This is a genomic window from Nonomuraea sp. NPDC059194, assembly GCF_042754765.1.
Lineage (GTDB): Bacteria > Actinomycetota > Actinomycetes > Streptosporangiales > Streptosporangiaceae > Nonomuraea.
Map to the genome: position 1 here is coordinate 18392 of NZ_JBHZBH010000012.1, position 24166 is coordinate 42557.

Annotated in this window: 24 protein-coding genes and 1 pseudogene; 18 read left to right on the plus strand and 7 right to left on the minus strand. The window is 70.6% G+C overall.

Annotation, left to right across the window (positions count from 1 at the left end; all coding sequences use genetic code 11):
- Nucleotides 1-19 precede the first annotated feature (19 nt).
- From ACFXJ8_RS16935 to ACFXJ8_RS16990, 12 genes are all read left to right on the plus strand, one after another.
- Complete coding sequence (locus ACFXJ8_RS16935; RefSeq protein ID WP_379644826.1) at nt 20-925, plus strand: carbohydrate ABC transporter permease; 906 nt, start codon at nt 20-22, stop codon at nt 923-925.
- Nucleotides 922-1755 carry a carbohydrate ABC transporter permease gene (locus ACFXJ8_RS16940; protein WP_379644827.1) on the plus strand — a complete coding sequence of 278 codons (834 nt, stop codon included), beginning with the start codon at nt 922-924 and terminating at the stop codon, nt 1753-1755. The genes ACFXJ8_RS16935 and ACFXJ8_RS16940 overlap by 4 nt, the downstream gene beginning before the upstream one ends.
- Complete coding sequence (locus ACFXJ8_RS16945) at nt 1752-2759, plus strand: hydroxyacid dehydrogenase (RefSeq protein WP_379644828.1); 1008 nt, start codon at nt 1752-1754, stop codon at nt 2757-2759. Before ACFXJ8_RS16940 ends, ACFXJ8_RS16945 begins: the two co-directional genes overlap by 4 nt.
- Before the next feature lie 43 nt (nt 2760-2802).
- Nucleotides 2803-4899, plus strand: a complete 2097-nt coding sequence (locus tag ACFXJ8_RS16950; protein WP_379644829.1) for a right-handed parallel beta-helix repeat-containing protein — start codon at nt 2803-2805, stop codon at nt 4897-4899.
- 4 nt (nt 4900-4903) lie between these two features.
- Nucleotides 4904-5638, plus strand: coding sequence for a hypothetical protein (locus tag ACFXJ8_RS16955; protein WP_379644830.1), 735 nt, complete (start codon nt 4904-4906; stop codon nt 5636-5638).
- Between the two features lie 15 nt (nt 5639-5653).
- Nucleotides 5654-6391, plus strand: a complete 738-nt coding sequence (locus ACFXJ8_RS16960) for a hypothetical protein (protein ID WP_379644831.1) — start codon at nt 5654-5656, stop codon at nt 6389-6391.
- A 4-nt stretch (nt 6392-6395) separates the two neighbouring features.
- Nucleotides 6396-7094, plus strand: coding sequence for a hypothetical protein (locus ACFXJ8_RS16965; protein ID WP_379644832.1), 699 nt, complete (start codon nt 6396-6398; stop codon nt 7092-7094).
- A 116-nt stretch (nt 7095-7210) separates the two neighbouring features.
- Complete coding sequence (locus ACFXJ8_RS16970; RefSeq protein ID WP_379644833.1) at nt 7211-8980, plus strand: ABC transporter ATP-binding protein; 1770 nt, start codon at nt 7211-7213, stop codon at nt 8978-8980.
- Nucleotides 8981-9095: 115 nt separating this feature from the next.
- Entirely contained in the window at nt 9096-9545 is a 450-nt protein-coding gene (locus tag ACFXJ8_RS16975; protein WP_379644834.1) for a hypothetical protein, read from the plus strand.
- A gap of 263 nt (nt 9546-9808) precedes the next feature.
- Complete coding sequence (locus tag ACFXJ8_RS16980; RefSeq protein ID WP_379644835.1) at nt 9809-10804, plus strand: DUF5937 family protein; 996 nt, start codon at nt 9809-9811, stop codon at nt 10802-10804.
- 70 nt (nt 10805-10874) lie between these two features.
- Complete coding sequence (hutU, locus tag ACFXJ8_RS16985; protein ID WP_379644836.1) at nt 10875-12524, plus strand: urocanate hydratase; 1650 nt, start codon at nt 10875-10877, stop codon at nt 12522-12524.
- Nucleotides 12525-12603: 79 nt separating this feature from the next.
- The gene (locus ACFXJ8_RS16990; RefSeq protein ID WP_379644837.1) at nt 12604-13422 is read left to right on the plus strand and encodes a MurR/RpiR family transcriptional regulator; all 819 of its coding nucleotides are present in this window, start codon (nt 12604-12606) and stop codon (nt 13420-13422) included.
- Here the strand turns inward: ACFXJ8_RS16990 and ACFXJ8_RS16995 are convergent.
- Genes ACFXJ8_RS16995 through ACFXJ8_RS17005 form a run of 3 tightly spaced genes read right to left on the minus strand, consistent with a single transcriptional unit; the run spans nt 13402 to nt 15631 of the window.
- Nucleotides 13402-14151: an ABC transporter permease gene (locus tag ACFXJ8_RS16995; RefSeq protein ID WP_379644838.1), complete on the minus strand. Its 750-nt coding sequence runs from the start codon at nt 14149-14151 to the stop codon at nt 13402-13404. The genes ACFXJ8_RS16990 and ACFXJ8_RS16995 overlap by 21 nt on opposite strands.
- A complete protein-coding gene (locus ACFXJ8_RS17000; RefSeq protein WP_379644963.1) occupies nt 14148-15101 on the minus strand; it encodes an ATP-binding cassette domain-containing protein in 954 nt (317 codons plus the stop codon). The genes ACFXJ8_RS16995 and ACFXJ8_RS17000 overlap by 4 nt, the downstream gene beginning before the upstream one ends.
- Nucleotides 15101-15631, minus strand: coding sequence for a PadR family transcriptional regulator (locus ACFXJ8_RS17005; protein WP_379644839.1), 531 nt, complete (start codon nt 15629-15631; stop codon nt 15101-15103). The genes ACFXJ8_RS17000 and ACFXJ8_RS17005 overlap by 1 nt, the downstream gene beginning before the upstream one ends.
- A 55-nt stretch (nt 15632-15686) precedes the next feature.
- On the opposite strand from ACFXJ8_RS17005, the gene ACFXJ8_RS17010 reads away from it, so the two are divergent.
- Nucleotides 15687-16364 carry an SDR family oxidoreductase gene (locus ACFXJ8_RS17010; protein WP_379644840.1) on the plus strand — a complete coding sequence of 226 codons (678 nt, stop codon included), beginning with the start codon at nt 15687-15689 and terminating at the stop codon, nt 16362-16364.
- A gap of 9 nt (nt 16365-16373) precedes the next feature.
- Here ACFXJ8_RS17010 and ACFXJ8_RS17015 read toward each other — a convergent pair.
- Nucleotides 16374-16475 (minus strand): annotated as a pseudogene (locus tag ACFXJ8_RS17015) (CopG family transcriptional regulator); the annotation flags it as partial.
- Nucleotides 16476-16540: 65 nt separating this feature from the next.
- Between ACFXJ8_RS17015 and ACFXJ8_RS17020 the strand changes: the two are divergent.
- The 4 genes from ACFXJ8_RS17020 (at nt 16541) to ACFXJ8_RS17035 (ending at nt 21360) form a co-directional block, all read left to right on the plus strand.
- Nucleotides 16541-17743 carry an allantoate amidohydrolase gene (locus ACFXJ8_RS17020; RefSeq protein ID WP_379644841.1) on the plus strand — a complete coding sequence of 401 codons (1203 nt, stop codon included), beginning with the start codon at nt 16541-16543 and terminating at the stop codon, nt 17741-17743.
- Complete coding sequence (locus ACFXJ8_RS17025; RefSeq protein ID WP_379644842.1) at nt 17740-19065, plus strand: formimidoylglutamate deiminase; 1326 nt, start codon at nt 17740-17742, stop codon at nt 19063-19065. The genes ACFXJ8_RS17020 and ACFXJ8_RS17025 overlap by 4 nt, the downstream gene beginning before the upstream one ends.
- Before the next feature lie 23 nt (nt 19066-19088).
- Nucleotides 19089-20198 carry an imidazolonepropionase gene (hutI, locus tag ACFXJ8_RS17030; RefSeq protein WP_379644964.1) on the plus strand — a complete coding sequence of 370 codons (1110 nt, stop codon included), beginning with the start codon at nt 19089-19091 and terminating at the stop codon, nt 20196-20198.
- A gap of 226 nt (nt 20199-20424) precedes the next feature.
- Entirely contained in the window at nt 20425-21360 is a 936-nt protein-coding gene (locus ACFXJ8_RS17035) for an RNA polymerase sigma factor RpoD/SigA (RefSeq protein ID WP_379644843.1), read from the plus strand.
- A gap of 99 nt (nt 21361-21459) precedes the next feature.
- On the opposite strand, the gene ACFXJ8_RS17040 is transcribed toward ACFXJ8_RS17035, so the two are convergent.
- Nucleotides 21460-21834, minus strand: coding sequence for a nuclear transport factor 2 family protein (locus ACFXJ8_RS17040; protein WP_379644844.1), 375 nt, complete (start codon nt 21832-21834; stop codon nt 21460-21462).
- A gap of 53 nt (nt 21835-21887) precedes the next feature.
- Between ACFXJ8_RS17040 and ACFXJ8_RS17045 the strand changes: the two genes are divergently transcribed.
- The gene (locus tag ACFXJ8_RS17045) at nt 21888-22475 is read left to right on the plus strand and encodes a CGNR zinc finger domain-containing protein (RefSeq protein WP_379644845.1); all 588 of its coding nucleotides are present in this window, start codon (nt 21888-21890) and stop codon (nt 22473-22475) included.
- An 8-nt stretch (nt 22476-22483) separates the two neighbouring features.
- On the opposite strand, the gene ACFXJ8_RS17050 is transcribed toward ACFXJ8_RS17045, so the two are convergent.
- Both ACFXJ8_RS17050 and ACFXJ8_RS17055 read right to left on the minus strand, forming a co-directional pair.
- On the minus strand, nt 22484-23155 hold the full coding sequence (locus ACFXJ8_RS17050) for a class I SAM-dependent methyltransferase (RefSeq protein ID WP_379644846.1): 672 nt from the start codon (nt 23153-23155) through the stop codon (nt 22484-22486).
- 19 nt (nt 23156-23174) lie between these two features.
- Complete coding sequence (locus tag ACFXJ8_RS17055; protein ID WP_379644847.1) at nt 23175-24113, minus strand: ABC transporter substrate-binding protein; 939 nt, start codon at nt 24111-24113, stop codon at nt 23175-23177.
- Between the last annotated feature and the right edge of the window lie 53 nt (nt 24114-24166).

The following is a 24166-nucleotide window of genomic DNA, read 5'->3' on the forward strand; positions in this document are numbered from 1 at the left end:
CAGCGAGGAGAAGGTGGAGATGACGACCGGCACACCAGAGACGCAGGCGCGGGGCCCGGGTGAGGCGTGGCGCAAGCGGGGAGCGATCCTGCTCTTCGTCGGCCCGTTCTTCGCGCTGTTCGCCGCGGTCATCGTGGCCCCACTGGCGTACGCGGTCTATCTGAGCCTGTTCAGCGAGAAGTCGTCGGGCCTCGGCTTCGGCGGCGCGGAGACGGTCTTCGTCGGGCTCGGCAACTACCTCGACACGCTCAAGGACCGGGCCTTCACCGACGGCTTCCTGGTGATCCTCGGCTACTGCGTGTTCTACATCCCGCTGATGATCGGCGGCGCGCTCGCCCTCGCGCTGCTGCTGGACTCGGGCCTGGCGCGGGCGAAGAAGTTCTTCCAGCTCGCCCTGTTCATGCCGCACATCGTGCCGGGCGTGATCGCCGGTCTGATCTGGCTCTACCTGTACCTGCCGGGCATCAGTCCCATCGTGGACCTGCTCGGCGGGGTCAACTTCCTCGGCGGCGACCAGGTGCTCGGCTCGGTGGTCAACATCGCGCTGTGGGAGTGGGTCGGCTACAACATGATCATCTACTTCGCCGCGCTCCAGGCCATCCCCGCCGAGGTGCTGGAGGCGGCCAGGATGGACGGCGCAGGCGCGGTCAGGACCGCCCTGTCGGTGAAGGTGCCGCTGATCCGCGGCGCGGTCATCACCACCGTGCTGTTCACGATCATCGGCTCGCTCCAGCTGTTCACCGAGCCCATGGTGCTCGACAACGTCAGCGACGGCATCGTCAGCACCTGGACGCCGAACATGTACGCCTACAACGAGGCCTTCGGCAACAACGACTACGGCCAGGCGGGCGCCGCCTCGATCATCCTCGCGCTGCTGGCCGCCGTGCTCTCCTACGTCGTCACCAGGTGGGGTAACCGTCGATGAAGTGGATGTCTCGCGCGACGGTCAACGTCCTGCTGATCGTCGCCACCCTCTACACGCTGCTGCCGCTGACGTGGCTGCTGTTCGCCTCGACCAAGTCGCTGTCCGACCTGTACTCGACGCCCGGCTTCGCCTTCGGCGACTTCAACCTCATCGCCAACATCAGGGCGGTCAGCGCCGAGAACGGCGGCATCTTCTTCCGCTGGTACCTCAACAGCGTCCTGTACGCGGGCGTCGGCGCGGCGGTGAGCTCCTTCATCACCGTCATGTGCGGCTACGCCTTCGACAAGTACAGCTGGCTCGGCAAGGAGAAGATGTTCGGCCTGGTGCTGCTGGGCGTGCTGGTGCCGACGACGGCCACGGCGCTGCCGCTGTACCTGCTGGCCTCCAAGGTCGGCGTGGTCAACACCTTCTGGGCGGTCTTCATCCCGGTCCTCGTCCACCCGTTCGGCGTCTACCTGGCCCGGGTGCTGTCGTCCGGCTACGTGCCCGGCGAGGTGCTGGAGGCGGCCAGGTCGGACGGCGCGGGCGAGATCAAGACCTTCACCAGGGTCGCGCTGCCCATGCTGATGCCCGCCTACGTGACGATCTTCCTGTTCCAGTTCACCGCCATCTGGAACAACTTCTTCCTGCCGCTGGTGATGCTCAACGACCAGAACCTCTACCCGCTCAGCCTGGGCCTGTTCAGCTGGGAGAAGCAGGGCAACGCCTTCCCCGAGTTCCACAGCCTGGTGATCACCGGCTCGCTGCTGTCGGTGGTGCCGCTGCTGGTGGTCTTCATGTCGCTGCAGCGGTTCTGGAAGGCCGGGATGACGGCGGGCAGCGTCAAGTGAACGACTTCTCGGGGGAGAACGTGAAAAGACCCAAGACCCTGCTCGCCATGAGCGCCCACGTCGCCGAACGGCTCGTCCACGGCCCGGTCAGGAGCCGTCTCGCGCTGGTCGCCGACATCGACCCCGACCTGGTCGTCGAGGACTTCGCGGGGGCCGACCTGTCGGAGGCGGAGGTCCTCTACACCTCGTGGGGCTGCCCGCCGATCACCGCCGAGGTGCTGGCCAGGGCGCCGCGACTGCGCGCCGTCGTGCACGCGGCGGGCTCGGTCAAGCACCACGTCACCGACGCGGTGTGGCAGCGCGGCATCGCCGTCTCCTCCGCCGCGGCGGCCAACGCCGAGCCGGTCGCCGAGTTCACGCTCGCCGCGATCCTGTTCGCCAACAAGCGGGTGATCGACATCGCCCGCCACTACCGGGGGAGCGGCACCCGGGAGGACTGGGACGCCCGCTTCCCCGGCTTCGGCAACTACCGCAAGACCGTCGGCGTCATCGGCGCCTCCAGGATCGGCCGCCGGGTGATCGAGCTGCTGCGCCCGTTCGACCTGGACGTTCTGGTCAGCGACCCCTACCTGACCGAGGACCTGGGCGTCGCGCACGTCGGCCTCGACGAGCTGGTCAGCCGCAGCGACGTGGTCAGCGTGCACGCGCCCGACCTGCCGGAGACCCGTCACCTGATCGACAGGGCGCGCCTGGCGCGGATGCGCGACGGCGCGACCCTCATCAACACCGCCAGGGCGGCCCTGGTCGACCAGGACGCGCTCACCGCCGAGCTCGTCTCCGGCCGCCTGTTCGCCGTCCTCGACGTCACAGACCCCGAGTTCCTGCCCGCCTCCTCGCCGCTCCACGGCCTGGACAACGTGCTGGTCACCCCGCACATCGCCGGTTCGCTGGGCGGGGAGCTGGCCCGCATGGCCGACCTCGCGCTGGACGAGCTCGCCAGGTACGCCCGCGGCCTGCCGTTCGAGCACGCGGTGGAGCCCGCCAGCCTGTCGCGCTCCGCCTGAACCCCTCCATGCGTCCTGCTGTACCCCCCGAGAAAGGACACGCATGCGCCTGTTAACGAGATGGGCCGCGGCGACGGCGCTGGCCGTCGCCGCGACCGGCCTGGCCGCCACCCCGGCCGAGGCCGCGCCGGCCCGCAACGTCTTCGTCGACTGCCAGGCCCCCGACGGAGGCTCGGGCGGTAGCGCCGCCTCCCCGATCAACAACCTGGCCGCGGTCAACGCCCTGGAGCTCGGCCCCAAGACCAAGGTCAAGTTCAGGGCCGGCACCGTGTGCGTGGGCCGGTTGGAGCCGAAGGGCTCGGGCAGCGCCGCCTACCCCATCCTGTTCACCTCGTACGGCGAGGGCCCCAAGCCGATCGTCCAGGGCGACGGTGGCGAGTGGGCCGTCCACCTCGTCGACAACAGCCACATCACCATCGAGAAGCTGCACGTCACCAACCCCGCGCCGACCACCGCCAAGCGGACCGGCATCCAGTACAACTCCACCACCCCCGAGCCCAAGGCCGGGCTCGTGCTGCGCGACCTGGAGGTCTCCGACGTCGCGGGCTGGGGCAACAAGACCGGCGCCAACTCCTCCTGGTTCTCCTACTCCGCGGGCATCAGCATCCAGGCGCTGCCCGACGGCAAGGTCGGCTACCTCGACGGCATCACGATCACCGGCAACTACATCCACGACACCGGTGGCGGCGGCATCAAGATCAGCCGCAAGGGCACGGACTACCACAGGAACGTCTACCTGGCCCGCAACACCATCCGCGCGGTCGGCGGCGACGGCATCGTCGTGCACGCCTCGGACAAGCCGCTGATCGAGCACAACCTGTTCGACGAGGGCGGCGCGGGCAAGTACCCCTACATCGACGGCAACTTCGCCGGCATGTGGCCGATCAACTCGGTCGACCCCGTCTTCCAGTACAACGAGGTCACCAGGCAGCGGCCGACGATCTTCGACTCCACGGCCTGGGACTGCGACGGCGGCATCAAGGGCTCCTGCGTCTACCAGTACAACTACTCCCACGACAACGCGGGCGGGTTCTACCTGGGCTGCCAGAGCTGCACCGAGTTCCCCAACTACCGGGCGACCGCGATCCTGCGCTTCAACATCGCCCAGGACGACTGCCGGATCGCGGGCAACGCGGCAGGCGACAACAGCAGTCCGCTGTGGATCTACAACAACACCTTCTTCTGCTCCTCGCAGAAGGTGGACTGGGCGGTGCCGACCGGCAACTCCAGGATCGCCAACAACATCATCTACGCGCCCTCCGGCACCCTGCCGGCGGCCGCGGGCATCACCTACGACGCCAACGTCTACCACGGCGGCGTGAGCGTGCCCGCCTCCGACGCCAGGGCGATCACCGCCGACCCCGGCCTCGCCGCTCCCGGCACCGCCACCGGCTACGGCGACGTGGACGGCTACAAGCTGCTCGCGGGCTCTCCCGCGCTCGGCTCCGGGTCGCTCGTCGAGGGTGTGGGCGGGCGCGACTACTTCGGCAACCCGGTCGCGGGCACTGTCTCGCGCGGTGCCTACAACGGCCCTGCCGTACCGCCGGTGGTCCACGCCTCGATCGAGAAGGCCTACAACAACGTCGCCGTCAGCTCCGACCTCAACCCCAACACCGGCGGCTTCTCCACCAGCGGGCGCAGCTACTCGGGCCAGGGCCTGGAGAAGGCGGGGCTGGTCCCCGGCAGGACGGTCAGCGTCCTCGGCGCGGACTTCGTCTGGCACCCGCGCCCGTACGGCTGGACCGACAACGTGAAGGCCGCGGGGCAGACGATCGCGCTCCATGGAAAGGGCGCCAAGCTCGTGCTGCTCGGCGCGGGGGCGTTCAAGGTGCGGGAGAGCGTCTTCAAGGTCACCTACACCGACGGAACGGTCGAGGAGAAGACCGTGCGGTTCGGCGACCAGTGGGAGGCCACCGTGCCCCAGGGCGGCGTCCTGGTGGCCCGCGCGACCTACCACAACAGGACGCAGACCAGCCACAAGAACCCCGCCACGGGACAGACCACCGAATCGGGCGTGTCGGTGTTCGGCTACGCGGTGCCGCTCGACCCGGCCAGGACCGTCGCCACCGTGACCTTCCCCGAGGGCAGCCCGCTGGCCAACGCCGGCTTCCACGTCTTCGACATGAAGATCGCGGGCTGAGGTCATGAAGAGCACCACGACGAGGGCCGCGCTCCTCCTGGCGATCGTCGGTGTCGTCGTCGCCCTCGTCGTGGTGCTCACCCGCACCGGCTCCAGCTCCAGCTCCTCGGCAGAGGGCCTGGCAGGCCTGGCCGCCTCCGCGGGCGTCTCCGAGGTGCTGGGCCTGCGGCCCGGTGACCGGGTCACGGTCGTCGAGGGCGAGCCGGTGGTCGGGGCGGAGGTGCTGAGAGCGGCCGACACCGTCCGCGCCGAGGTGATCTCCGAGTTCACCGGGGACGGCGCCGCGCTCGGCCCCGGGTTCTGGGACCGGGCGCGCGCCGGGGTCACGCCGCGCGCGGCGCTCAGGGACAGGGCGGTGCGCGCCGCCGTACTCGACAAGGTCAGACGGGTGTGGGCGCGCGAGGCGGGCCTGCTCGCCGACGTCAGCGAGCAGGGGTTCCAGCGCGAACTGGCCGCGGAGAACCTGCGCCGCGCCCAGGCGGCCCGCGAAGGGCGGCCGCTGCCCGGCGTGCCCTCCTACGACGAGCACACCTACGCCAGAGTGCGGGCGGCCGAGCTCGACTCCGCGCTCAGCAAGATCCACGCCGCCGGGCTCGACCTGTCGGAGCGGCGGCTGCGCGAGCAGTACGAGCGGATGGCGGGCAAGGACGCGCCGCCGTTCGAGCAGGCCCGCGACAACGTCCGCCACGCCCTGGTCGCTCAGGAGTATCTCAAGGCGCTGCGGGCCCGCGCTGGGTAGCCTGATGACAGGTACATGGGGGACTGGGTCAGGGAACGAATCGTCGACACAGGACGGCTGCCGCTGTTCTGCTTCTTCGTCGCGCTCATCGTCGCCTTCGTCGCCACCCGCATCAACGTCAGGCTGATCCGGGCCAAGATCGGCTGGTTCCGCAACGTCAGCGTCGGCGAGATGCACATCCACCACGTCGTGTTCGGCGTGGTGCTCATGCTGGTCGGCGGGGTCAGCGGGATGGTCGTGTCGGCCTCCGCCGTGGCCGCGGCGGTCTTCGGCGTCGGCGCGGCGCTCGTGCTCGACGAGTTCGCGCTCATCCTCCACCTGCACGACGTCTACTGGGAGGAGGAGGGGCGCACCTCCGTCGACGCCGTCTTCGTCGCGATCGCGGTCACCGGGCTGCTGCTGATCGGGCTACGCCCGCTGACCTGGGAGGTCGGCGGCGTCGCGCCCTGGTGGCTGCTGCTCGGCAACCTGGTGCTCGCCGTGGTCACGCTGCTGAAGGGCAAGATCTGGACGGGGCTGGTGGGCCTGTTCGTGCCCCCGCTGCTGATCGTCGGTGCGGTACGGCTGGCCCGCCCAGGCTCGCCGTGGGCGCACTGGTTCTTCGCGGTCAAGTCGCCCCGCAAGATGGCCACGGCGTTGCGCCGTGAGGAGCGCTGGCGCAGGCCGGTGATCAAGGCCAAGATCGCGGTCCAGGAGTTCGTCTCGGGGCGGCACGACCTTCCTTCGACCCGGAAGAAGCGCGGGCATAATTGAGGACATGAAGGTGCGACTTCCCGCCTTCCACGCGCGGCTGATCGAGGCCACGCGCGATGTCCGCGAACGTCACGGCCTCCTGCTGGCCGGCGGCCACGCGATGAACGCCCACGGGCTCACCGACCGGCCGAGCGACGACCTCGTCCTGGTGACCGGCCACGGCACGCCGCTGCCCGAGGTCGCCGAAGACGTGGCGGCCGAGCTGCGGCGGCGGGGCCTGTCCCTGGCCGCCTTCGATGTCGCCGATCGCGTGGCGCGGATGGTCGTGCGCGACGAGGCCGCCGGTGAGAGCTGCGCGGTCAGCCTGCTCAAGGAGCCGCTCAGAGACCGGCCGCTGACGCTGGAGCCGTACCAGGTGGTGGGGCAGGACGACGCCGTCGGGCTCAAGGTGCGGGCGCTGCACGTGCGTGGCCTGCCCAGAGACTTCATCGACGTGGCCGCGGCGGCCGAGCGCTACTCCTTTCGCGAGCTGGAGCGGCTCGGCGCCGCCTACGAGGAGGACTGGCTGCTCGACGACCTGATCCAGCGGCTGGAGAGCGTCGACCTGCTGGCCGACGAGGCGTTCATGGCCTACGGGGTCGACGAGGAGCGCCTCCACGAGATCAGGCGGTTCGCCTACGCGTGGGTCGAGGAGATCAAGCTGCGTCGGGCCGACGACGGCGATATCGAGCGCGACGACCCCGATGTCCCCGAGATCGACTGAGCCCAGCGTCAATTTTAGTTGACATACTTTGGTCGTCAATCTAAGTTGACGGGTGCTGATTCCGCGCGCTCATGCGTTGGAGAGACCGTGGACTTGTCTGATCGGGACGGAGTGAAGTGAGCGGCGACAACCGCGAGACAGAGCAGGCCGCCAAGGGGGAGAAGTCACCCATCAGGCTCCTGCTGGCCTACATCAGGCCGCACAGAAAGATCTTAGTCGTCGGCGGCCTGCTCGGCCTGATCGGCTCGGCCGCGGGGCTGGCGATGCCGCTGCTGGCCAAGTACGTCGTCGACGCCTTCGGCGCGGAACGGTCGATGACCGGCCCGCTGATCGGGCTGACGGTCGCCGTTCTCGTCGGCGCGGTGGTCTCCGCGAGCGGCACGTACCTGATGGAACGCACCGGCGAGGGCATCGTGCTGGGCGCCAGGCGCAGGCTCGTCGACAGGCTGCTGCGGCTGAAGGTCGCCGACGTCGACCGGCTCAAGCCCGGCGACCTGCTGTCCAGGGTCACCGGCGACACCACGTTGCTGCGGTCGGTGCTCACCAACGGCATCGTCGACTCGATCGGCGCGGTCTTCCTGCTGATCGGCGCGATCGTCATGATGGCGCTGATGGACGGCGTGCTCCTGCTGGTCACGCTGCTGGTCGTGATCGTGATCGGCGGGATGACCGCGCTGGTCATGCCGCGCATCCAGAAGGCCCAGCACCAGGCGCAGGAGGCCGTCGGCGAGATGGGCGCGGTGCTCGACCGGGCGCTGCAGGCCTACCGCACGGTCAAGGCGAGCGGCGCGGAGGAGCGCGAGGTCGAGGTCGTCGGGGCGGCGGCCGTACGGGCGAGGGACAAGGGGCTGCAGGTCGCGGGCTGGACCTCGCTGGCCGGGGTCTCGACGTGGATGGCGGTGCAGATCGCCTTCCTGTGCGTCCTGGCCGTCGGCGGCGCACGCGTCGCCTCGGGCGCGCTGGAGGTCTCGGCGCTGATCGCCTTCCTGCTGTACCTGTTCTACCTGGTGGCGCCGATCGGCCAGCTGGTCGAGGGCGGGGTGCAGCTGCAGAACGGCCTGGCCGCGCTCAGGCGCATCCGCGAGATCGAGGACCTGCCCGGCGAGCCGGTCGGCCGGACGCCGCCGGCGGGCCCCGCCGGCGGCGACGACCCCGTGGGCGTGCGATTCGAGGACGTGGTCTTCAGGTACGGCGAGGACCGCGCCCCCGTCCACGACGGGGTGAGCTTCGAGGTGCCCCCCGGAGGGCTGACCGCACTGGTCGGGCCGTCCGGCGCCGGCAAGTCCACGGTGTTCGCGCTGGTCGAACGCTTCTACGAACACCAGGACGGGCTGATCGAGATCGGCGGCGCGGACATCCGCGACTGGCCGCTGGCCGAGCTGCGCGCCGCGCTCGGCTACGTCGAGCAGGACGCGCCCGTGCTGGCGGGCACGCTGCGGGAGAACCTGCTGTTCGCCGCCCCCGGCGCGACCGAGGAGGAGTTGCGCAGGGCGCTGACCCGCACCCGGCTCGACGACCTGGTGGCCAGGCTCCCCGAGGGCCTGGAGACGCCGGTCGGGCACCGCGGCGTGCTGCTGTCGGGCGGCGAACGCCAGCGGGTGGCCATCGCCAGGGCCCTGCTGCGCAAGCCGCGGCTGCTGCTGATGGACGAGGCCACCTCGCAGCTCGACGCGGTCAACGAGCTGCGGCTGCGCGAGGTGATCGCCGAGGTGGCGACGGAGACGACGGTGCTGGTGATCGCGCACCGGCTGTCCACGGTGACCAACGCCGACCGGATCGTGGTGATGGAGTCGGGCGGCGTGCGGGCGGTCGGCACCCACGACGAGCTGGTCGGCTCCGACGAGCTGTACCGGGAGCTCGCCACCACCCAGTTCCTCGTCTCATGATCTACGACCGTTAACGAGCTGGACGGGTTCCGGACATCCGGAACCCGTCTCCCGTTATGGGGGGAAACCTACGGTCGGGGCTGACCTGATCTTCCGATCCATGTGAGGAATATCTGTGAAGCTTGCGAAGATCGGCCTCGCCGCGGCCGCCCTCCTGGGCGCCACCCTCGTGCCGCTGAGCATCGCCACCCCCGCGCAGGCCGCCTCCTGCAGCGGCTCCCAGATCGACACCATCGCCGTCAAGCGCGGCAGCTCCACCTACGGTTCGCTGAAGCTCTACTACAACTCCTCGACCGGAAACAACTGCGCCCGACTCGACAGGGTCGTCGACTACGGCACCAAGAGCGGCATGATCCTGTCGCTGTACGCCTGTGCCAAGGGCCAGACCCAGAGCCAGTGCTTCCAGAACTACCGCGGCCTCGACCAGGACAGCGGCCAGTTCGGCCAGTACGCGGGCCCCGTCTCGGTGTACGGCAAGGGCCGCTGCATCCTCGTCCAGGCCGGCGTCGCCGACCGCAACCACAACTGGGCCAACTACACCAGCCCGGTCTTCCACTGCGGGTGACCGGCTCGCCCTGCTGATTCGTGTGTACGGCTCGCGCGCCCGCGCGGGCCGTACGGCTCCTGGAGACTCCCCTGTATCCCTCCAGAAACCGTTGTCAGTGGATCGACCGAATGCCCCCTCAGGCAGGATCAAGTCCAGCACTTCGCTCCACGAAGTGTCATGTAGTTTCAGCCTCACCCGAACAACCCAGCTATATCGGGATATTTCCGGGCAGCAATTTAACTTTCAGGCTTTTGCAAGCGCCTGTGGCGAGACTGCGTCGCATGGCGGCCGGCATCTTACGCATCATCTTCACCAGTGACGATCTCGCTCGCGTGCGGATCGCCTCCAGGGCGGACCCCCTGTGGGAGATGGTGGCCAGCCTCCACCGCTTCCAGATGGGCGACGGCGGCGCGGCCATGGCCGACTGGCGGCGCAGGGCGCGCGCAGGGCTGGCCGAGGCCGGGCTCCTGCAGGACGTGCGCAGGCTGCTGGTGCCGCTGGCTCCCCGCGCGGCCTACTTCCCCGACTTCCTCACCCCGATCGAGGCGCAGCAGGGCGTGGAGGACGGCATCCAGGCCATCATCGACACGCCCCGCGCCAGGATGCAGCGCGAGCTCGACCGGTTGAAGGACGGTCACGGCCTGCCCGCCCACCTGGAGGACCTCGCCCGCGACCGCGCGGCCCTGCGCAGGGTGGCGACGGTCGCGGCCGGATACTTCACCGCCGCGCTCGGCGAGCACTGGGGCGGGGTCGAACGGGCCGTCAGCCAGGACCGCGGCACCAGGGTGCGGCACCTGGCCGACGCCGGGGTCGAGGGGCTGCTCACCCAGCTGTCGCCCACGATCCGCTGGCGCGCCCCCGTGCTGGAGGTCGACTACCCCGCGGGCGACCGCGAGCTGCGACTGCGCGGGCGGGGGCTGACGCTCATCCCGTCCTACTTCTGCAGGACCGCGCCCGTCACGCTGGCCGACCCGAGCCTGCCGCCCGTGCTGGTCTACCCCGTGCCGCGCTCCGGCGTCGCCGACCGGGCGGCCGGCGGGGACGCGCTGGCCGAACTGCTCGGCAAGACCAGGGCGGAGGTGCTGCGGTGCGTCGCGCTCGCGCCCGGCTGCAGCACGACCGAGCTGGCGCGGCGGGCGGGGGTGCGGGCCTCCAGCGCCAGCGAGCACGCCAGGGTGTTACGGCAGGCCGGTCTGATCGCCAGCACCCGCCACGCGAACCTCATGCTGCACCAGGTGACCGAATCGGGGGACGCCCTCCTCCGCGGCACCCGGTGACGGTGACCAGACCCGGCGATGTACTCTTCGAGTGACATAGATGAATATGTTCATTCAGGAGGGATCAGGCATGAGCCGTACCGTGCGCGCGCCGCGAGGCACCACGCTCACCGCCAAGGGCTGGCCGCAGGAGGCCGCGCTCCGGATGCTCCAGAACAACCTGGACCCGGAAGTCGCCGAGCACCCCGAGCAGCTCGTCGTCTACGGAGGCTCGGGCAAGGCCGCGCGTGACTGGCCCTCGTTCGACGCCCTGACCCGCACGCTCACCACCCTGGAGGGTGACGAGACGCTGCTGGTGCAGTCGGGCCGCCCCGTCGGCGTGTTCCGCACCCACGAGTGGGCGCCGCGCGTGCTCATCGCCAACTCCAACCTCGTCCCCGACTGGGCCAACTGGGAGGAGTTCCGCCGCCTGGAGGCCGCCGGCCTGACCATGTACGGCCAGATGACGGCCGGTTCCTGGATCTACATCGGCACCCAGGGCATCCTGCAGGGCACCTACGAGACGTTCGCCGCCGTGGCGGACAAGAGGTTCGGCGGCTCGCTGGCCGGCACCATCACGCTGACCGCCGGGCTCGGCGGCATGGGCGGCGCCCAGCCGCTCGCCGTCACCATGAACGGCGGCGTCGCCATCTGCATCGACTGCGACCCGCGCAGCGTCACCCGCCGCATCGAGCACCGCTACCTCGACGTCGAGGCGGCCACGCTCGACGAGGCGCTGCGGCTGGCCTACGAGGCGCGCGACCAGCGCAGGCCGCTGTCCATCGGCGTCGTGGCCAACGCGGCGGAAGCCGTACCGGAGCTGCTGGCACGGGGCGCCGAGATCGACATCGTGACCGACCAGACGTCGGCGCACGACCCGCTGATGTACCTGCCGCTCGGCGTCGCCTTCGACGACATGGCCGCCGAGCGCGACAAGGACCCGGCAGGCTTCACCACCAGGGCGCGCGAGTCGATGGCCAAGCACGTCGAGGCCATGGTCGGGTTCAAGGACGCGGGTGCGGAGGTCTTCGACTACGGCAACTCCATCCGCGGCGAGGCGCAGCTGGCGGGCTACACCAGGGCCTTCGACTTCCCCGGGTTCGTGCCCGCCTACATCAGGCCGCTGTTCTGCGAGGGCAAGGGCCCGTTCCGCTGGGCGGCGCTGTCCGGCGACCCGGCCGACATCGCCGCGACCGACCGGGCGATCCTCGAGCTCTTCCCCGAGAACGAGGCGCTGTCCAGGTGGATCAGGATGGCGGGGGAGAAGGTCCACTTCCAGGGCCTGCCCGCGCGCATCTGCTGGCTCGGGTACGGCGAGCGGCACCTGGCCGGCGAGCGCTTCAACGACATGGTGGCCTCGGGCGAGCTCCAGGCGCCGATCGTGATCGGGCGCGACCACCTCGACTGCGGGTCGGTGGCCTCGCCGTACAGGGAGACCGAGGCGATGGCCGACGGCTCGGACGCGATCGCGGACTGGCCGCTGCTCAACGCCATGCTGAACACGGCCTCGGGCGCGGCGTGGGTGTCGATCCACCACGGCGGCGGCGTCGGCATCGGGCGTTCGATCCACGCGGGGCAGGTGACGGTCGCCGACGGCACGGCGCTGGCCCGCGAGAAGGTGAACAGGGTGCTGACGAACGACCCGGGGACGGGCGTCATGCGGCACGTCGACGCGGGCTACGACGAGGCGGTCGCGGTGGCCGACGAGCGCGGCGTCCGCATCCCGATGCGCGAGTCCTGACCGCCTGCCGTCGACCGGCGGGCAGGTCGCCCTTCGAGAGACGGGAAGGGGTTGGGCCGGTCAGTGCGTTGGAGGTGGCGTGAGGGACGGACTTGAAGGGCTGCTGGGCGGCAGGCGGCTGTCGCCCGTGCAGCGGCGGATCGCGCACTACCTGTCCGACCACCTGGAAGAGGCGATCTTCCTGTCCAGCGTGGAGCTGGCCGAGCGGGCGGGCGTGAGCCAGCCGTCGGTGACCAGGTTCGCGATGGTGCTGGGCTTCGGCGGCTATCCCGAGCTGCGCCAGGCCCTGCGCCCGCTCGTGCTGGGCGGCCGTCCGGAGGGCGGCAGCCTGCTCAGGGGCGCGATCGACGACGAGATCCGCAACCTCACGCTCATCCGCGACCGGCTGGCCGCCCTGCCGCTGAAGGAGCTCGGTGAGTCGCTCGCGGCCACCGAGCCGCTGCCCGTGCTGGGCCTGCGGGTCTCCTCGGGCCTGGCGACCACGTTCGCCTACTTCGCCAGGCGGGTCCACCCCGACGTCCGCCTGCTCGTCCACGGCGGCTCCGAGCTGGTCGACGGGCTGCACGCGGCGCGCAGGGCGGGCGCGGAGTGGGTGGTGGCGGTGGTGCTGCCGCGATATCCGGCGGAGGTCGTGCAGGCGCTGGAGTACGCGGGCAAGCTCGGGCTCAGGACCGCCGTGATCACCGACGGGCCCGGCTTCCCCGCCGACGTCGTGCTCGACGCGCCGGTCGGGGAGCGGCTGGTGTTCGACTCGCACGCCGCCCCGCTGGCCCTGGCCATGGCGCTGGTGGAGGCGATGGCCGACGCGGCGCCGCTGCGGACGCAGGCCAGGCTGGAGGAGTACGAGCGGATGACGGAGGATACCGGGACGTTCCTGTCAGCCGGCGAGCCTGCGTAGGGAGCGGACCGACCAGGTGACGGTCAGCGCGGCGAGCGCGAGCATGATGCCGAACGCCACGGGGATCGACAGGTCGGTCAGCGTGCCGGCGAACAGCGCGCGTCCCGCCTCGACGGGGTGGTAGAAGGGCGTGAACCAGGCGACCCGCTCCAGCCAGTCGGGCCCGAGCGCCATCGGCAGCAGCGCACCCGACAGCAGCATCAGCGGCAGCGCGAAGAACTGCATGATCTGCCCCATCGCGTTCTCGTCGCGCAGGCCGAGCGCCAGGCCGTAGGCGACGCCGGAGGCGAACAGTCCCGTGACGCCGAGCAGGAGCAGCATGAGGACCAGGCCGAGCAGGCCGATGCGCAGCCCCATCAGCAGCGCGATGAGGATCACCGCCAGCGACTGGATCATCAGGGAGACCACGTCGCGCAGCATCCGGCCGAGCACGATCGCGGGCCGCCACGTGGGGCTGACCGCGATGCGCTCCAGCACGCCGCTGCGGATCTCGAAGATGGTGCCGTAGGCGACGCCCATGGAGCCGAACAGCGCAGTGATCACCAGCATGCCGGGCGCGAAGGAGGTCAGGGCCTGGCCGAGGTCGCCCTGGAAGGCCATGCCCGCGTAGAGGGGCGCGAACAGCAGCAGGTACATCACCGGCTGCATGATGCCGAACAGCGGCCAGATCGGGTTGCGCAGCGTGTTCCTGACCTCGTGGCCGAAGAACAGCGAGGTGTCGCGGATCATGCGGCGGCTCCGGTGTCGCGCAGGGACCGGCCGGTCTTGGCCAGGAAGACGTCGTCGAGCGTGGCCCGTTCGAGGGAGATGGAGCGCAGCGCGAGCCCTTCGGCCTCCAGCGTGCGCAGCAGCGGCGGCAGCGCGTGCTCGCCGTCGTCGACGTAGACGCGCAGCGTGTCCTCGTCGAGGCGGGTCTGCTTGGCCATCGGGCCGAGCACCCGCGCCGCCCGCTCCAGCTCGTCGAGCCTGAGCGTGACCACGTCGCCGGACACCGACCGCTTGAGCTCGGCTGGCGTGCCCTCGGCCACGACGACGCCGTGGTCCACGATCGCGAGGCGGTCGCACAGGGCGTCGGCCTCCTCCAGGTAGTGCGTGGTCAGCAGGACGCTGGTGCCCCGCTCGCGCAGCTCCCTGATCCTGTCCCACAGGTTGGCGCGGTTCTGCGGGTCGAGGCCGGTGGTCGGCTCGTCGAGGAACAGCAGCGGAGGGCTGTGGACCAGGCCGAGGGCGATGGCGACGCGGCGCTTCTGCCCTCCCGAGAGCGTACGGCCCGGCCGGTCGGCGATCTCGGACAGGTCCATCTTCCCGAGAATCTCGTCGGCGGCCCTGGCCGGGTCGGCCACGCCGTAGATCTTGGCCGCGAACACGACCTGCGCGCGGGGAGAGTTCTGCTCCTCCACCCCGCCGGCCTGGCTGACGTAGCCGAGCTTGCGCCTGATCTCGCGGGGCTCCTTGACCAGGTCGTGCCCGGCGATCGTGGCGGTGCCCGCGTCAGGGGCGATGAGGGTGGCGAGCATCCTGATCGTGGTGGTCTTGCCGGCGCCGTTCGGGCCGAGCACGCCGTAGATCTCGCCGTTCTTCACTTCCAGGTCGACGCTCTTGACCGCTTCGACGGTCTGCGTGCCTTTTCTGCTCTTGGTGACGAAGGTTTTCCTTAAGCCTCGCGCACTGATGATCATCAGGGTAGGTCTCCTTCTTCGACCTTCTGGATGGCTTGCCGTACCCAGGTGAGCTGGGCGTCGAGCATGCCGATGTTCAGCCGCAGGTTCTCGTCGACGTGCCGGGGAGCGCCGAACGCCTGCTTGCTGCCGAGCGCCCGGTGCGTCATGGCGATCGCCCGGGTGAGCTCTTCCGATCTGACCTGGAGCGCGTCCTTGAGCTGCGGCCGCTCCAGCCTGTCCATGAACACCATGGCCACCTGGAAGGGGTCGACGATCGGCCTGATCTCGTACCAGAGCGTCATGAGCAGGCGGTGGAACTCGAACCGGCCCGCCTCGGTGATCGCGTAGACGGTCTTGCCGCCCTTGCCGCTCTCGACGACGTCGAGCAGCCCTTCGTCGGCCATCTTGCCGAGGCCGTGGTAGATCGAGCCGAACGCGACGTTGCCCCACTGGTCGGCGCCCATCGTCTCCAGGCTGCGCCGTACCTGGTAGCCGTTCATCGAGTCGTCGAGCAGGGTGCCGAGGATCAGGACCCGGGTGGTGTTCACGCTCAAATTTGAATACAAACTTGAGTAAGGTGTCAACCGCTTTAGGCTGACGGCCATGAGAACAGCACTGATCACCGGCGCGTCGAAGGGTGTGGGCGAGGCGATCGCCAGGGCGCTGGCGCCCACCCACCGGCTGATCCTCGGCGGACGCGACCAGGCCGCCCTCGACGCGCTGGCCGCCGAGCTCCCCGCCGCCCGCGCGTGGCCGGTGGAGCTCGCCGACGTCACCGAGCGCGACGTCGAGGGCATCGACCGGCTCGACGTGCTCGTGCACAGCGCGGGCGTGGTCACCCTCGGCCGGATCGGCGAGACCCCCGCCGACGTGTGGCGGCGGACCATGGACATCAACGTGGTCGCCGTCGCCGAGCTGACCAGGCTGCTGCTTCCGGCCCTGCGGGCGGCGGGCGGGCACGTGGTGCTGATCAACTCGGGGGCCGGGCAGCGGGCCAACCCCGGATGGGTGTCGTACGCGGCCAGCAAGTTCGCATTGCGCGCCTTCGCCGACGGGCTGCGCCTGGAGGAGCCCGAGCTGCGGGTCACCACCGTCTACCCGGGGCGCGTCGCCACCGACATGCAGCGCGGCGTGCGGGCGCAGGAGGGCGGGGCGTTCGAGCCGGAGAAGTACCTGGAGCCGCAGACCGTGGCCAGGGCCGTCCTGGCGGCGATCAACGCGGGCCCCGACGCCCACCTGACCGAGCTCACCCTCCGCCCCAGCGAGGGCCCCGTCTCGTAGGGCCTCGACGGCCTCCCGTGTCCAGTCGGACATCGTCATTCCACGACGAGCGGCTTCATGCCGGACTCTGGCATCCAGATCGTCAGGCAGTTCGATCGTGGTGCGTTTCATGTATGCAGCATGCCTTCGGGAGGGGCGCGGGGCGGGTGAATGGGTTCATTCACTAGAGTGAAGGCATGCTGGATGAACTCTCGCGTATCGGACGGGATCCCGCGACCAACGGCTACGTGCGGGACGCTTGGTCGCCCGCGGACATGGAGCTGCGCGAGTGGTTCAGGCAGGAGGCCGCCAGGCGCGGCCTCGGTCTGCACGACGACCGCAACGGCAACCTGTGGGCCTGGTGGGGAGAGCCGGGCCGCGAAGGCGGCGTGGTCACGGGCAGCCACCTCGACTCCGTACGGCAGGGCGGCGCCTTCGACGGCCCCCTGGGAGTCGTCTCCGCCTTCCACGCGCTCGACCTGCTGAAGGCCAAGGGATTCACCCCGGCCAGGCCGATCGGCGTCGCCTGCTTCACCGACGAGGAGGGCGCCAGGTTCGGCGTGCCGTGCATGGGCTCGCGGCTGCTGACCGGCGTGATCGACCCGGAACGGGCCAGGGGCCTGACCGACGACGACGGCGTCTCGATGGCCGAGGTGCTGCGCGGGGTGGGGCGGCGGCCCGAGGAGCTCGGCAGGGACGACGAGAGCCTGGCCAGGATCGGCGTGTTCGTCGAACTGCACGTGGAGCAGGGCCGCGGCCTGGCCGACCTGGACGAGCCGGTCGGCGTGGCCAGCGCGATCTGGCCGCACGGCAGGTGGCGTTTCGACTTCCACGGCGAGGCCAACCACGCGGGCACGACCCGGCTGGAGGACAGGCACGACCCGATGCTCGACTACGCCCGCGCCGTGCTCCAGGCGCGCGAGGCGGCGGAGAAGCACGGGATCGTGGCGACGTTCGGCAAGGTGCGGGTCTCGCCCAACAACGCCAACGCGGTCCCCGGGCTGGTCTCGGCCTGGCTGGACGCCAGGGGCGGCGCGGAACAGGCCGTCAGGGCCCTGGTGGCGGAGCTGTCCGACGGCAGGAACGTGAGCGAGGAGTCGTGGACTCCCGTCGTCGACTTCGAAGTGCCGCTGCGCGACCGGCTGGCCGCCGCCGTCGGCGCCGCGCTCGCCGACGTGCGGACGGCCGGGCGGGCGGCCGGGCGGGGCCCCGCTCCCGTGCTGCCGACCGGCGCGGGACATGACGCGGGCATCCTCGCCGCGGCGGGCGTCCCCGCGGCGATGCTGTTCGTGCGCAACCCCACGGGCGTCTCCCACTCGCCGAAGGAGCACGCCGACCTTGACGACTGCGCCCACGGGGTCACCGCCCTGGCGAGCGTGCTGGAGGAGCTGGCGCGATGACCGTCTACTGGTGCGAGTTCGCCCTGCTGCCCGAGGGCGTGGCCGACAGCGTGCTGATCGAGGTCGAGGACCGGCGGATCGTCTCGGTGGGCAGGGACGAGCGGCAGGGGATCGCCCTCGAAGGGCTGACGATCCCCGGCATGGCCAACGCCCACTCCCACGCCTTCCACCGGGCGCTGCGCGGCGCCACCCAGACGGGCAAGGGAGACTTCTGGACCTGGCGCGAGCGGATGTACGAGGTGGCGGGCTCGCTCGACCCCGACTCCTACCTGCGCCTGGCCAGGGCGACCTACGCCGAGATGGCCATGGCGGGCATCACCTGCGTGGGCGAGTTCCACTACCTGCACCACGGGCCTGACGGCGTGCCATACGACGATCCGAACGAGATGGGGCACGCGCTGATCCAGGCCGCGCACGACGCCGGGCTGCGCATCGCGCTGCTGGACACCTGCTACCTGACCGGCGGCGTCGGCACCGCGCTCATGGGGGCGCAGCGGCGCTTCGGCGACGGCACCGGCGAGGAATGGGCGGTCAGGGCGGAGGCGCTGGCCACCGCCTACAAGGGCAGGCACGACGTGGAGATCGGCGCGGCCATCCACTCGGTCAGGGCGGTGCCGCCCGAGCAGATGGCGACGGTCGCCGAGTTCTCCCGCAAGCACGCCGCGCCGCTGCACGCGCACGTGTCCGAGCAGCGGGCGGAGAACGCCGCGTGCGTCGAGCGCTACGCCGCCACGCCGGTCCAGGTGCTGCACGAGCACGGCGCGCTCGGTCCTCGCTCCACCGCGGTCCACGCCACGCACCTGGCCGAGGTCGACCTGGAGCTGCTCGGCCACTCGCGCACCCACGTCTGCATGTGCCCGACGACCGAGCGCGACCTCGCCGACGGCATCGGCCCGGCCCGCGCGCTGTACGACAGGGGTTCGCCGATCACGCTCGGCTCCGACAGCCACGCCGTCATCGACCTGTTCGAGGAGGCCCGCGCGGTCGAGCTGAACGAGCGCCTGGCCAGCGAGAGACGCGGCCACTGGCGCGCGCCCGAGCTGCTGACCGCCGCCACCTCCGCGGGCCACGCGTCGCTGGGCTTCCCCGACGCGGGCAGCCTGGTCCCCGGCGCGTGGGCCGACCTGGTCTCGGTGCGCCTCGACTCGGTCCGTACGGCAGGCGCGACACGCGAGAGCGCCGTGGAGTCGATCGTGTTCGCGGCGACGGCCGCGGACGTGCACAGTGTGATCTCGGGCGGTCGGCGGATCGTCGCCGACGGCCGGCACGAGCTGGGAGACGTCGGACGGATGCTGAACGAGGCGATGGGAGCCATCAGGTGAGTACCCTCATCGACGGGATCGGGATGCTCTTCGACGGGCAGGCCGAGCACCTCGACGCCGCGCTGGTCGTCGACGGCGAGCAGATCGCGTGGGTTGGGCCCGCGAGTCAGGCGCCCGCGTGCGACGAGCGCCACGACGTGGGCGGCGGATGCGTCATCCCCGGCTTCGTCGACAGCCACGCGCACCTGGTCTTCGCCGGTGACCGCACGGCCGAGTTCAACGCCCGCATGTCGGGCCAGAGCTACACCGCGGGCGGCATCCGCACCACGGTCGAGGCCACCAGGGCGGCGGGCGAGGCGGAGCTGGCCACGCGCGCGGCGGCGCTGGTCGCCGAGATGACCGCGCAGGGCACGACCACCGTGGAGATCAAGAGCGGCTACGGGCTGACGGTCGAGGACGAGCGGCGCTCGCTGGAGATCGCCACCTCGCTCACCGACGAGACGACCTACCTGGGCGCGCACGTGGTGCCCGCAGGGGCCGACGCCGACGACTACGTCAGGACCGTCACGGGCGAGATGCTGCGGGCGTGCGCGCCGTACGCGAAGTGGGTGGACGTCTTCTGCGAGCGCGGCGCGTTCGACGGTGACCAGACGCGGGAGATTCTGCAGGCGGGGATCAAGGCGGGGCTGCTGCCGCGGGTGCACGCCAACCAGCTCACCGAGGGTCCTGGCGTGCGCATCGCGGTCGAGCTGGACGCGGCCTCCGCCGACCACTGCACGCACCTGAGCGACGCCGACGTCGACGCGCTGGCCTCCTCGAACACGGTGGCCACGCTGCTGCCGGGCGCCGAGTTCTCCACCCGCTCGCCCTATCCCGACGCGCGGCGGCTGATCGACGCGGGTGTCACCGTGGCGATCGCCACCGACTGCAACCCCGGCTCGTCGTTCACCTCGTCGATGCCGTTCTGCGTGGCGCTGGCCGTACGGGAGATGGGGATGACGCCGCTGGAGGCCGTCAGGGCCGCGACCTACGGAGGGGCCAGGGCGCTGCGCCGCGACGACGTCGGGCAGCTGCGCGTGGGCGCGCGGGCCGACCTCGTCGTCCTGGACGCGCCGTCGTACGTGCACCTGGCCTACCGGCCCGGCGTGCCGCTCGTCCGCCAGGTGTGGCGGGCGGGGGAGCGGGTGCGTTAGGCGTTCCTGTCATCCTGTGGTCGTAGCCGCTCCAGCGGTGTGACCTGCGGCGGGGGCGGCGGATCGACGCCGCCCCCGCGCTTTTCCGCAGGTCGGTGCGGGTTCGTCTCCTCCCTGAGGAGGAGGTGCGAAACCGTCCGCTGGTCGTAGTTCTTTTGGGAATCTTTGCTTCGGGCCGGACGTTGCCGGGATATAGAACGCAGCTGCGGGAACGAGGTGCCTGGGGATGGCAAGGCCTACGGGGAATCGCACGCAGGAGGTCGCCGATCGCGACCTGCTCGGGACCTATCTTGCGGAGATAGGCAGGGTCCCGCTGCTCACCGCGGAGGAGGAGGTCGAGCTCGCCAAGCGGATCGAGGCGGGGCTGTTCGCCGAGCAGCTGCTCGACAGCGGGGGGTCGGAGCCGCGCATCGGTGACGCGGCCGACGAGGAGCTCGAGCGCCTGGCGATCTCGGGCCAGCGGGCGAAGGACGAGTTCATCCAGGCCAACCTGCGGCTGGTGGTCGCGGTGGCCAGGAAGTATTCGGGGCGGGGGATGCCGCTGATCGACCTGGTCCAGGAGGGGAACCTGGGCCTGGTACGGGCGGTGGAGAAGTTCGACTACCGGCGGGGGTACAAGTTCTCGACCTACGCCACCTGGTGGATCAGGCAGTCGGTGGGGCGCGCCATCCACGAGCAGGCCCGCCCGGTGCGCCTGCCCACCCACGCGGGTGAGCAGATGACCAGACTGATGCGGGTACGGCGCGACATGCTGGCCGAGTTCGACGCCGAGCCGACCGACGACGACCTCGCGAAGGTGCTCGACCTGCCGATCGAGCGGGTGCGCGAGCTGCGCCGCTGGGCCTCCGACCCGGTCTCGCTCCAGCTCGGCGTGGGCGACGAGGACGAGACGGAGCTCGGCGACATGATCGCCGACGAGACGTGGGCGGACCCCGAGCAGCAGGCGATCGACATCCTGGAGCGCGAGCGCCTCGACGAGTGGCTGACCGGTCTTGAGGGCGCCACGAGCGAGATGCTGCGCTGGCGCTACGGGCTGCTCGACGGGCGCGAGCACACGCTGACCGAGGTCGGCGAGCGCTACGGCATCGGGCGCGACCGGGCCCGCCGGATCGAGCGCGACGCCCTGGCCAGGCTCCGCAAGATGGCCACCGCCGCCGCCTGACGCCTTTCTTCTGAGGGGCTTTCCTGGCCGCCAGGCCCTGGCCGCCTTCACGGACCGATCCGTGGGGCGCGGTCAGGGTCTTTCGCGTCGGCGTCCGGATCAGCCCTGCGCGGGCGCGGGAGTGATCTGGAACAGCGCGGCCTTCCACCTGCCGTCGCGGCGGGTCAGCGCGGTCGTCGCGAAGATGTGCATGGTCTGCTTGTGCTCGCCGTTGTACAGCAGGTCGATCTCCACGGTGCTGGTGTGGATCGCGCCGCCGTCGCCCAACATGATCACCTTGTGGTCCGACTGGTCGGTGCGGACATAGGGGTTCCGGTTCTCGGCGAACCCCTTGAGGATCGCCTCCCTGTCGGTGACCACGCCCCACTGCGACACGCTCACGACGTCCTCGGTGAGGAAGTCGGCGTAGAAGGCGGCGTCGCCGTTCCTGTTGGCCTCCCACGCCTTCTCCGTCAGCTCGATGATCTCTTCCATGGCTTCTCCATACTTACACCGGTTTAACTGGTGTCAACTGTTACACTGATCATATGCGTGTGGCAAGTGGGATGGAATTGACGCCGCGGGACGGCCAGACCTTCCGGTTCGACGCCGGGACGCTGTGCCTGGAGTTCCTGCTCAGCGGAGCACTCGCGGAGTGGGAGCAGTTGCACACGCCGCAGGACCTGGCCGCGTGGATCCCCCGCACCAGGCTGGAGGTGCGGGGGGAGGTGCGGGTCGAGCCCGCCGACCTCGAAAGGGCCCGGCGCCTGCGCGCGGCGATCCAGGCCATGGCAGAGAGGGCGGCGAGTGCGACCGCGCCCGTCGTGCAGGCGGCGGAGGCGAAGACCCTGACCGAGTTCGCCGCTGCGCCGCCGCCGGTGCCGGTGCTCGGGCCCGCGGCGGACAGGGGGTGGGCCTACCCGATGACGGCGGCGCAGTACTTGTCCGCGGTGGCCAGGGACGCGATGGAGGTGTTCACGGGGCCGCTGGTGGAGCGGGTGCGGATGTGCGGTGGAGAGCGGTGCCTGCTGCTCTTCCTCGACACCTCACGACCGGGGTCGCGGCGCTGGTGCTCGATGGACAGGTGCGGCAACCGGCAGAAGCTGCGCACCCGCCGCGACCGCAACCCGGCGTGACGGCGGGCTCACCTGGCCAGCGGACGGCCCACGTAGCTCAGGCCCGTGGCGTGGATCAGGCCGGCGGCGATCGCGTCCTGCTCCTCGCTTCCCGTGCGGGCGGTGAAGAAGTAGGGCCCGGACTCCATCGCCAGAGGCTCGAACCAGCGGCCCAGAGCCGCCTCCAGGTCCGCGCCGGTGTGCAGGCCCTCACTGGAGGCCCAGTCGCTCACGTACGCCTCCCACGACTGCCCTGAGGCCAGCCAGCGGTCCCTGTGCGTGTGCAGCCAGCCCTCGTCGTTCTCGTCCTCGTCCTCGGGCGCGAGAGGCGACAGGCGCGAGAAGCACCAGCGCGCCGTCGCCTCGTCGAACAACTCCCGCGCCCACTCGACGACCACGAACACGCCCTCGGGCGGCAGTGCGCCTGCCACCTTGGCGAACACCTCGTCCAGGTCGTGGACGTGATGCAGGGAGGTGCAGGCGACGACCGCGTCCACCTGACCGTGGAGCTCGTACTTCTCGAACTCCATCCGGTGGTACGGCGGGCCGTCCGGCGCCTCGGGGTCGACGCCCACCGCGTCGTACCCCTCCGACAGCAACCGGGGCACGAAGCCGCCAAGCGGGCCGCAGCCGATCTCCACCACGCGGGCGGGCGGGGACGGAAGGTGGTGGCGGACGAAGGACCAGCGGTAATCGTTCACGTATCCCAAACAACCACTGTCAGGCCAGCGGCGCCAGATACCTGTCCAGGTCGTCGAGGATCTTGCCGGCCGCGGTGACGCCGATGCCGAGCATCCAGACCTCGTCGTCCACGTTGTGCGCGTTGCCGGAGGTGACCGCGCCGAGGTTCTTCCACAGCGGGCCGCCGGTCACCTCGGCCTGGCTCGTGGCGGCGGCGTCGCCGTACGCGCTGTAGAACAGGGCGTCGCCGTCGGCCTTGGCGATGTTCTCCTGGCTCAGCTTGCCGAAGCGCTTGTCGTCCTGGCCGGCGAGCAGTTGCGCCTCGGGCCGCTGGACGCCCGCGTCGCCGAGCACGATGCCGCTGAAGGACTCGGGGCCGTACATCCTGATCTCGGTGGGCATGAAGCGCACCAGGCTCACCTCGACCTTGGCGTACTTCGCGCCGACCTGCTCGGCGCGGCTCTCGTAGGCCGTCAGCAGCCGGTCGGCCTCGGCCTTCTTCCCGAGTGCGTCGGCGTCGAGGCGGAAGTTGTCCTTCCAGGTGATGCCGACCTTCTCGGTGAACACCGTGGGCGCGATCCTGCTGAGCTTGTCGTAGAAGGCGGCCTGGCGGAACTTGGTGCCGAGGATGAGGTCGGGCTTCAGCGCCGTGATCGCCTCCAGGTTCGGCTGCTGAAGGGTGCCGACGGATTTGGTGGCCGACAGGGCGGAGCCGAGGTAGGCGGGCCACTTCTGGCTCTCGGACGCCTGGGCGGCCCCGATGGGGGTGAGGCCGAGCGACACCATGGTGTCCAGCTTGTCGGTGTCGAGGACGATGACGCGCTTGGGCGTCTCGGGGACCTTCGTCTCGCCCATCGCGTGCTTGATCGTCCGGGTCGGGCCTGAGGCCGCCCCTTCGGGGGTGGAGGCGCCGCACGCGGTGAGCGCGAGCGCGGACAGCAGGGCGGCGGCCGTGAGCCCGGCCAGACGGAACGTCATCACTGGTTTCCTTGATCGCTTAGGTAAGGCAACCCTAAGTGTAGTACCGGTCT

Bases quoted from the DNA above. Each gene is read 5' to 3' on its own strand.
- ACFXJ8_RS16935 (WP_379644826.1), top strand. From the start codon at position 20: ATGACGACCGGCACACCAGAGACGCAGGCGCGGGGCCCGGGTGAGGCG.
- ACFXJ8_RS16940 (WP_379644827.1), top strand. From the start codon at position 922: ATGAAGTGGATGTCTCGCGCGACGGTCAACGTCCTGCTGATCGTCGCC.
- ACFXJ8_RS16950 (WP_379644829.1), top strand. From the start codon at position 2,803: ATGCGCCTGTTAACGAGATGGGCCGCGGCGACGGCGCTGGCCGTCGCC.
- ACFXJ8_RS16955 (WP_379644830.1), top strand. From the start codon at position 4,904: ATGAAGAGCACCACGACGAGGGCCGCGCTCCTCCTGGCGATCGTCGGT.
- ACFXJ8_RS16960 (WP_379644831.1), top strand. From the start codon at position 5,654: ATGGGGGACTGGGTCAGGGAACGAATCGTCGACACAGGACGGCTGCCG.
- ACFXJ8_RS16965 (WP_379644832.1), top strand. From the start codon at position 6,396: ATGAAGGTGCGACTTCCCGCCTTCCACGCGCGGCTGATCGAGGCCACG.
- ACFXJ8_RS16980 (WP_379644835.1), top strand. From the start codon at position 9,809: ATGGCGGCCGGCATCTTACGCATCATCTTCACCAGTGACGATCTCGCT.
- hutU (WP_379644836.1), top strand. From the start codon at position 10,875: ATGAGCCGTACCGTGCGCGCGCCGCGAGGCACCACGCTCACCGCCAAG.
- ACFXJ8_RS16995 (WP_379644838.1), bottom strand. From the start codon at position 14,151: ATGATCCGCGACACCTCGCTGTTCTTCGGCCACGAGGTCAGGAACACG.
- ACFXJ8_RS17000 (WP_379644963.1), bottom strand. From the start codon at position 15,101: ATGATCATCAGTGCGCGAGGCTTAAGGAAAACCTTCGTCACCAAGAGC.
- ACFXJ8_RS17010 (WP_379644840.1), top strand. From the start codon at position 15,687: ATGAGAACAGCACTGATCACCGGCGCGTCGAAGGGTGTGGGCGAGGCG.
- ACFXJ8_RS17020 (WP_379644841.1), top strand. From the start codon at position 16,541: ATGCTGGATGAACTCTCGCGTATCGGACGGGATCCCGCGACCAACGGC.
- ACFXJ8_RS17025 (WP_379644842.1), top strand. From the start codon at position 17,740: ATGACCGTCTACTGGTGCGAGTTCGCCCTGCTGCCCGAGGGCGTGGCC.
- hutI (WP_379644964.1), top strand. From the start codon at position 19,089: ATGCTCTTCGACGGGCAGGCCGAGCACCTCGACGCCGCGCTGGTCGTC.
- ACFXJ8_RS17035 (WP_379644843.1), top strand. From the start codon at position 20,425: ATGGCAAGGCCTACGGGGAATCGCACGCAGGAGGTCGCCGATCGCGAC.
- ACFXJ8_RS17040 (WP_379644844.1), bottom strand. From the start codon at position 21,834: ATGGAAGAGATCATCGAGCTGACGGAGAAGGCGTGGGAGGCCAACAGG.
- ACFXJ8_RS17045 (WP_379644845.1), top strand. From the start codon at position 21,888: ATGCGTGTGGCAAGTGGGATGGAATTGACGCCGCGGGACGGCCAGACC.
- ACFXJ8_RS17055 (WP_379644847.1), bottom strand. From the start codon at position 24,113: ATGACGTTCCGTCTGGCCGGGCTCACGGCCGCCGCCCTGCTGTCCGCG.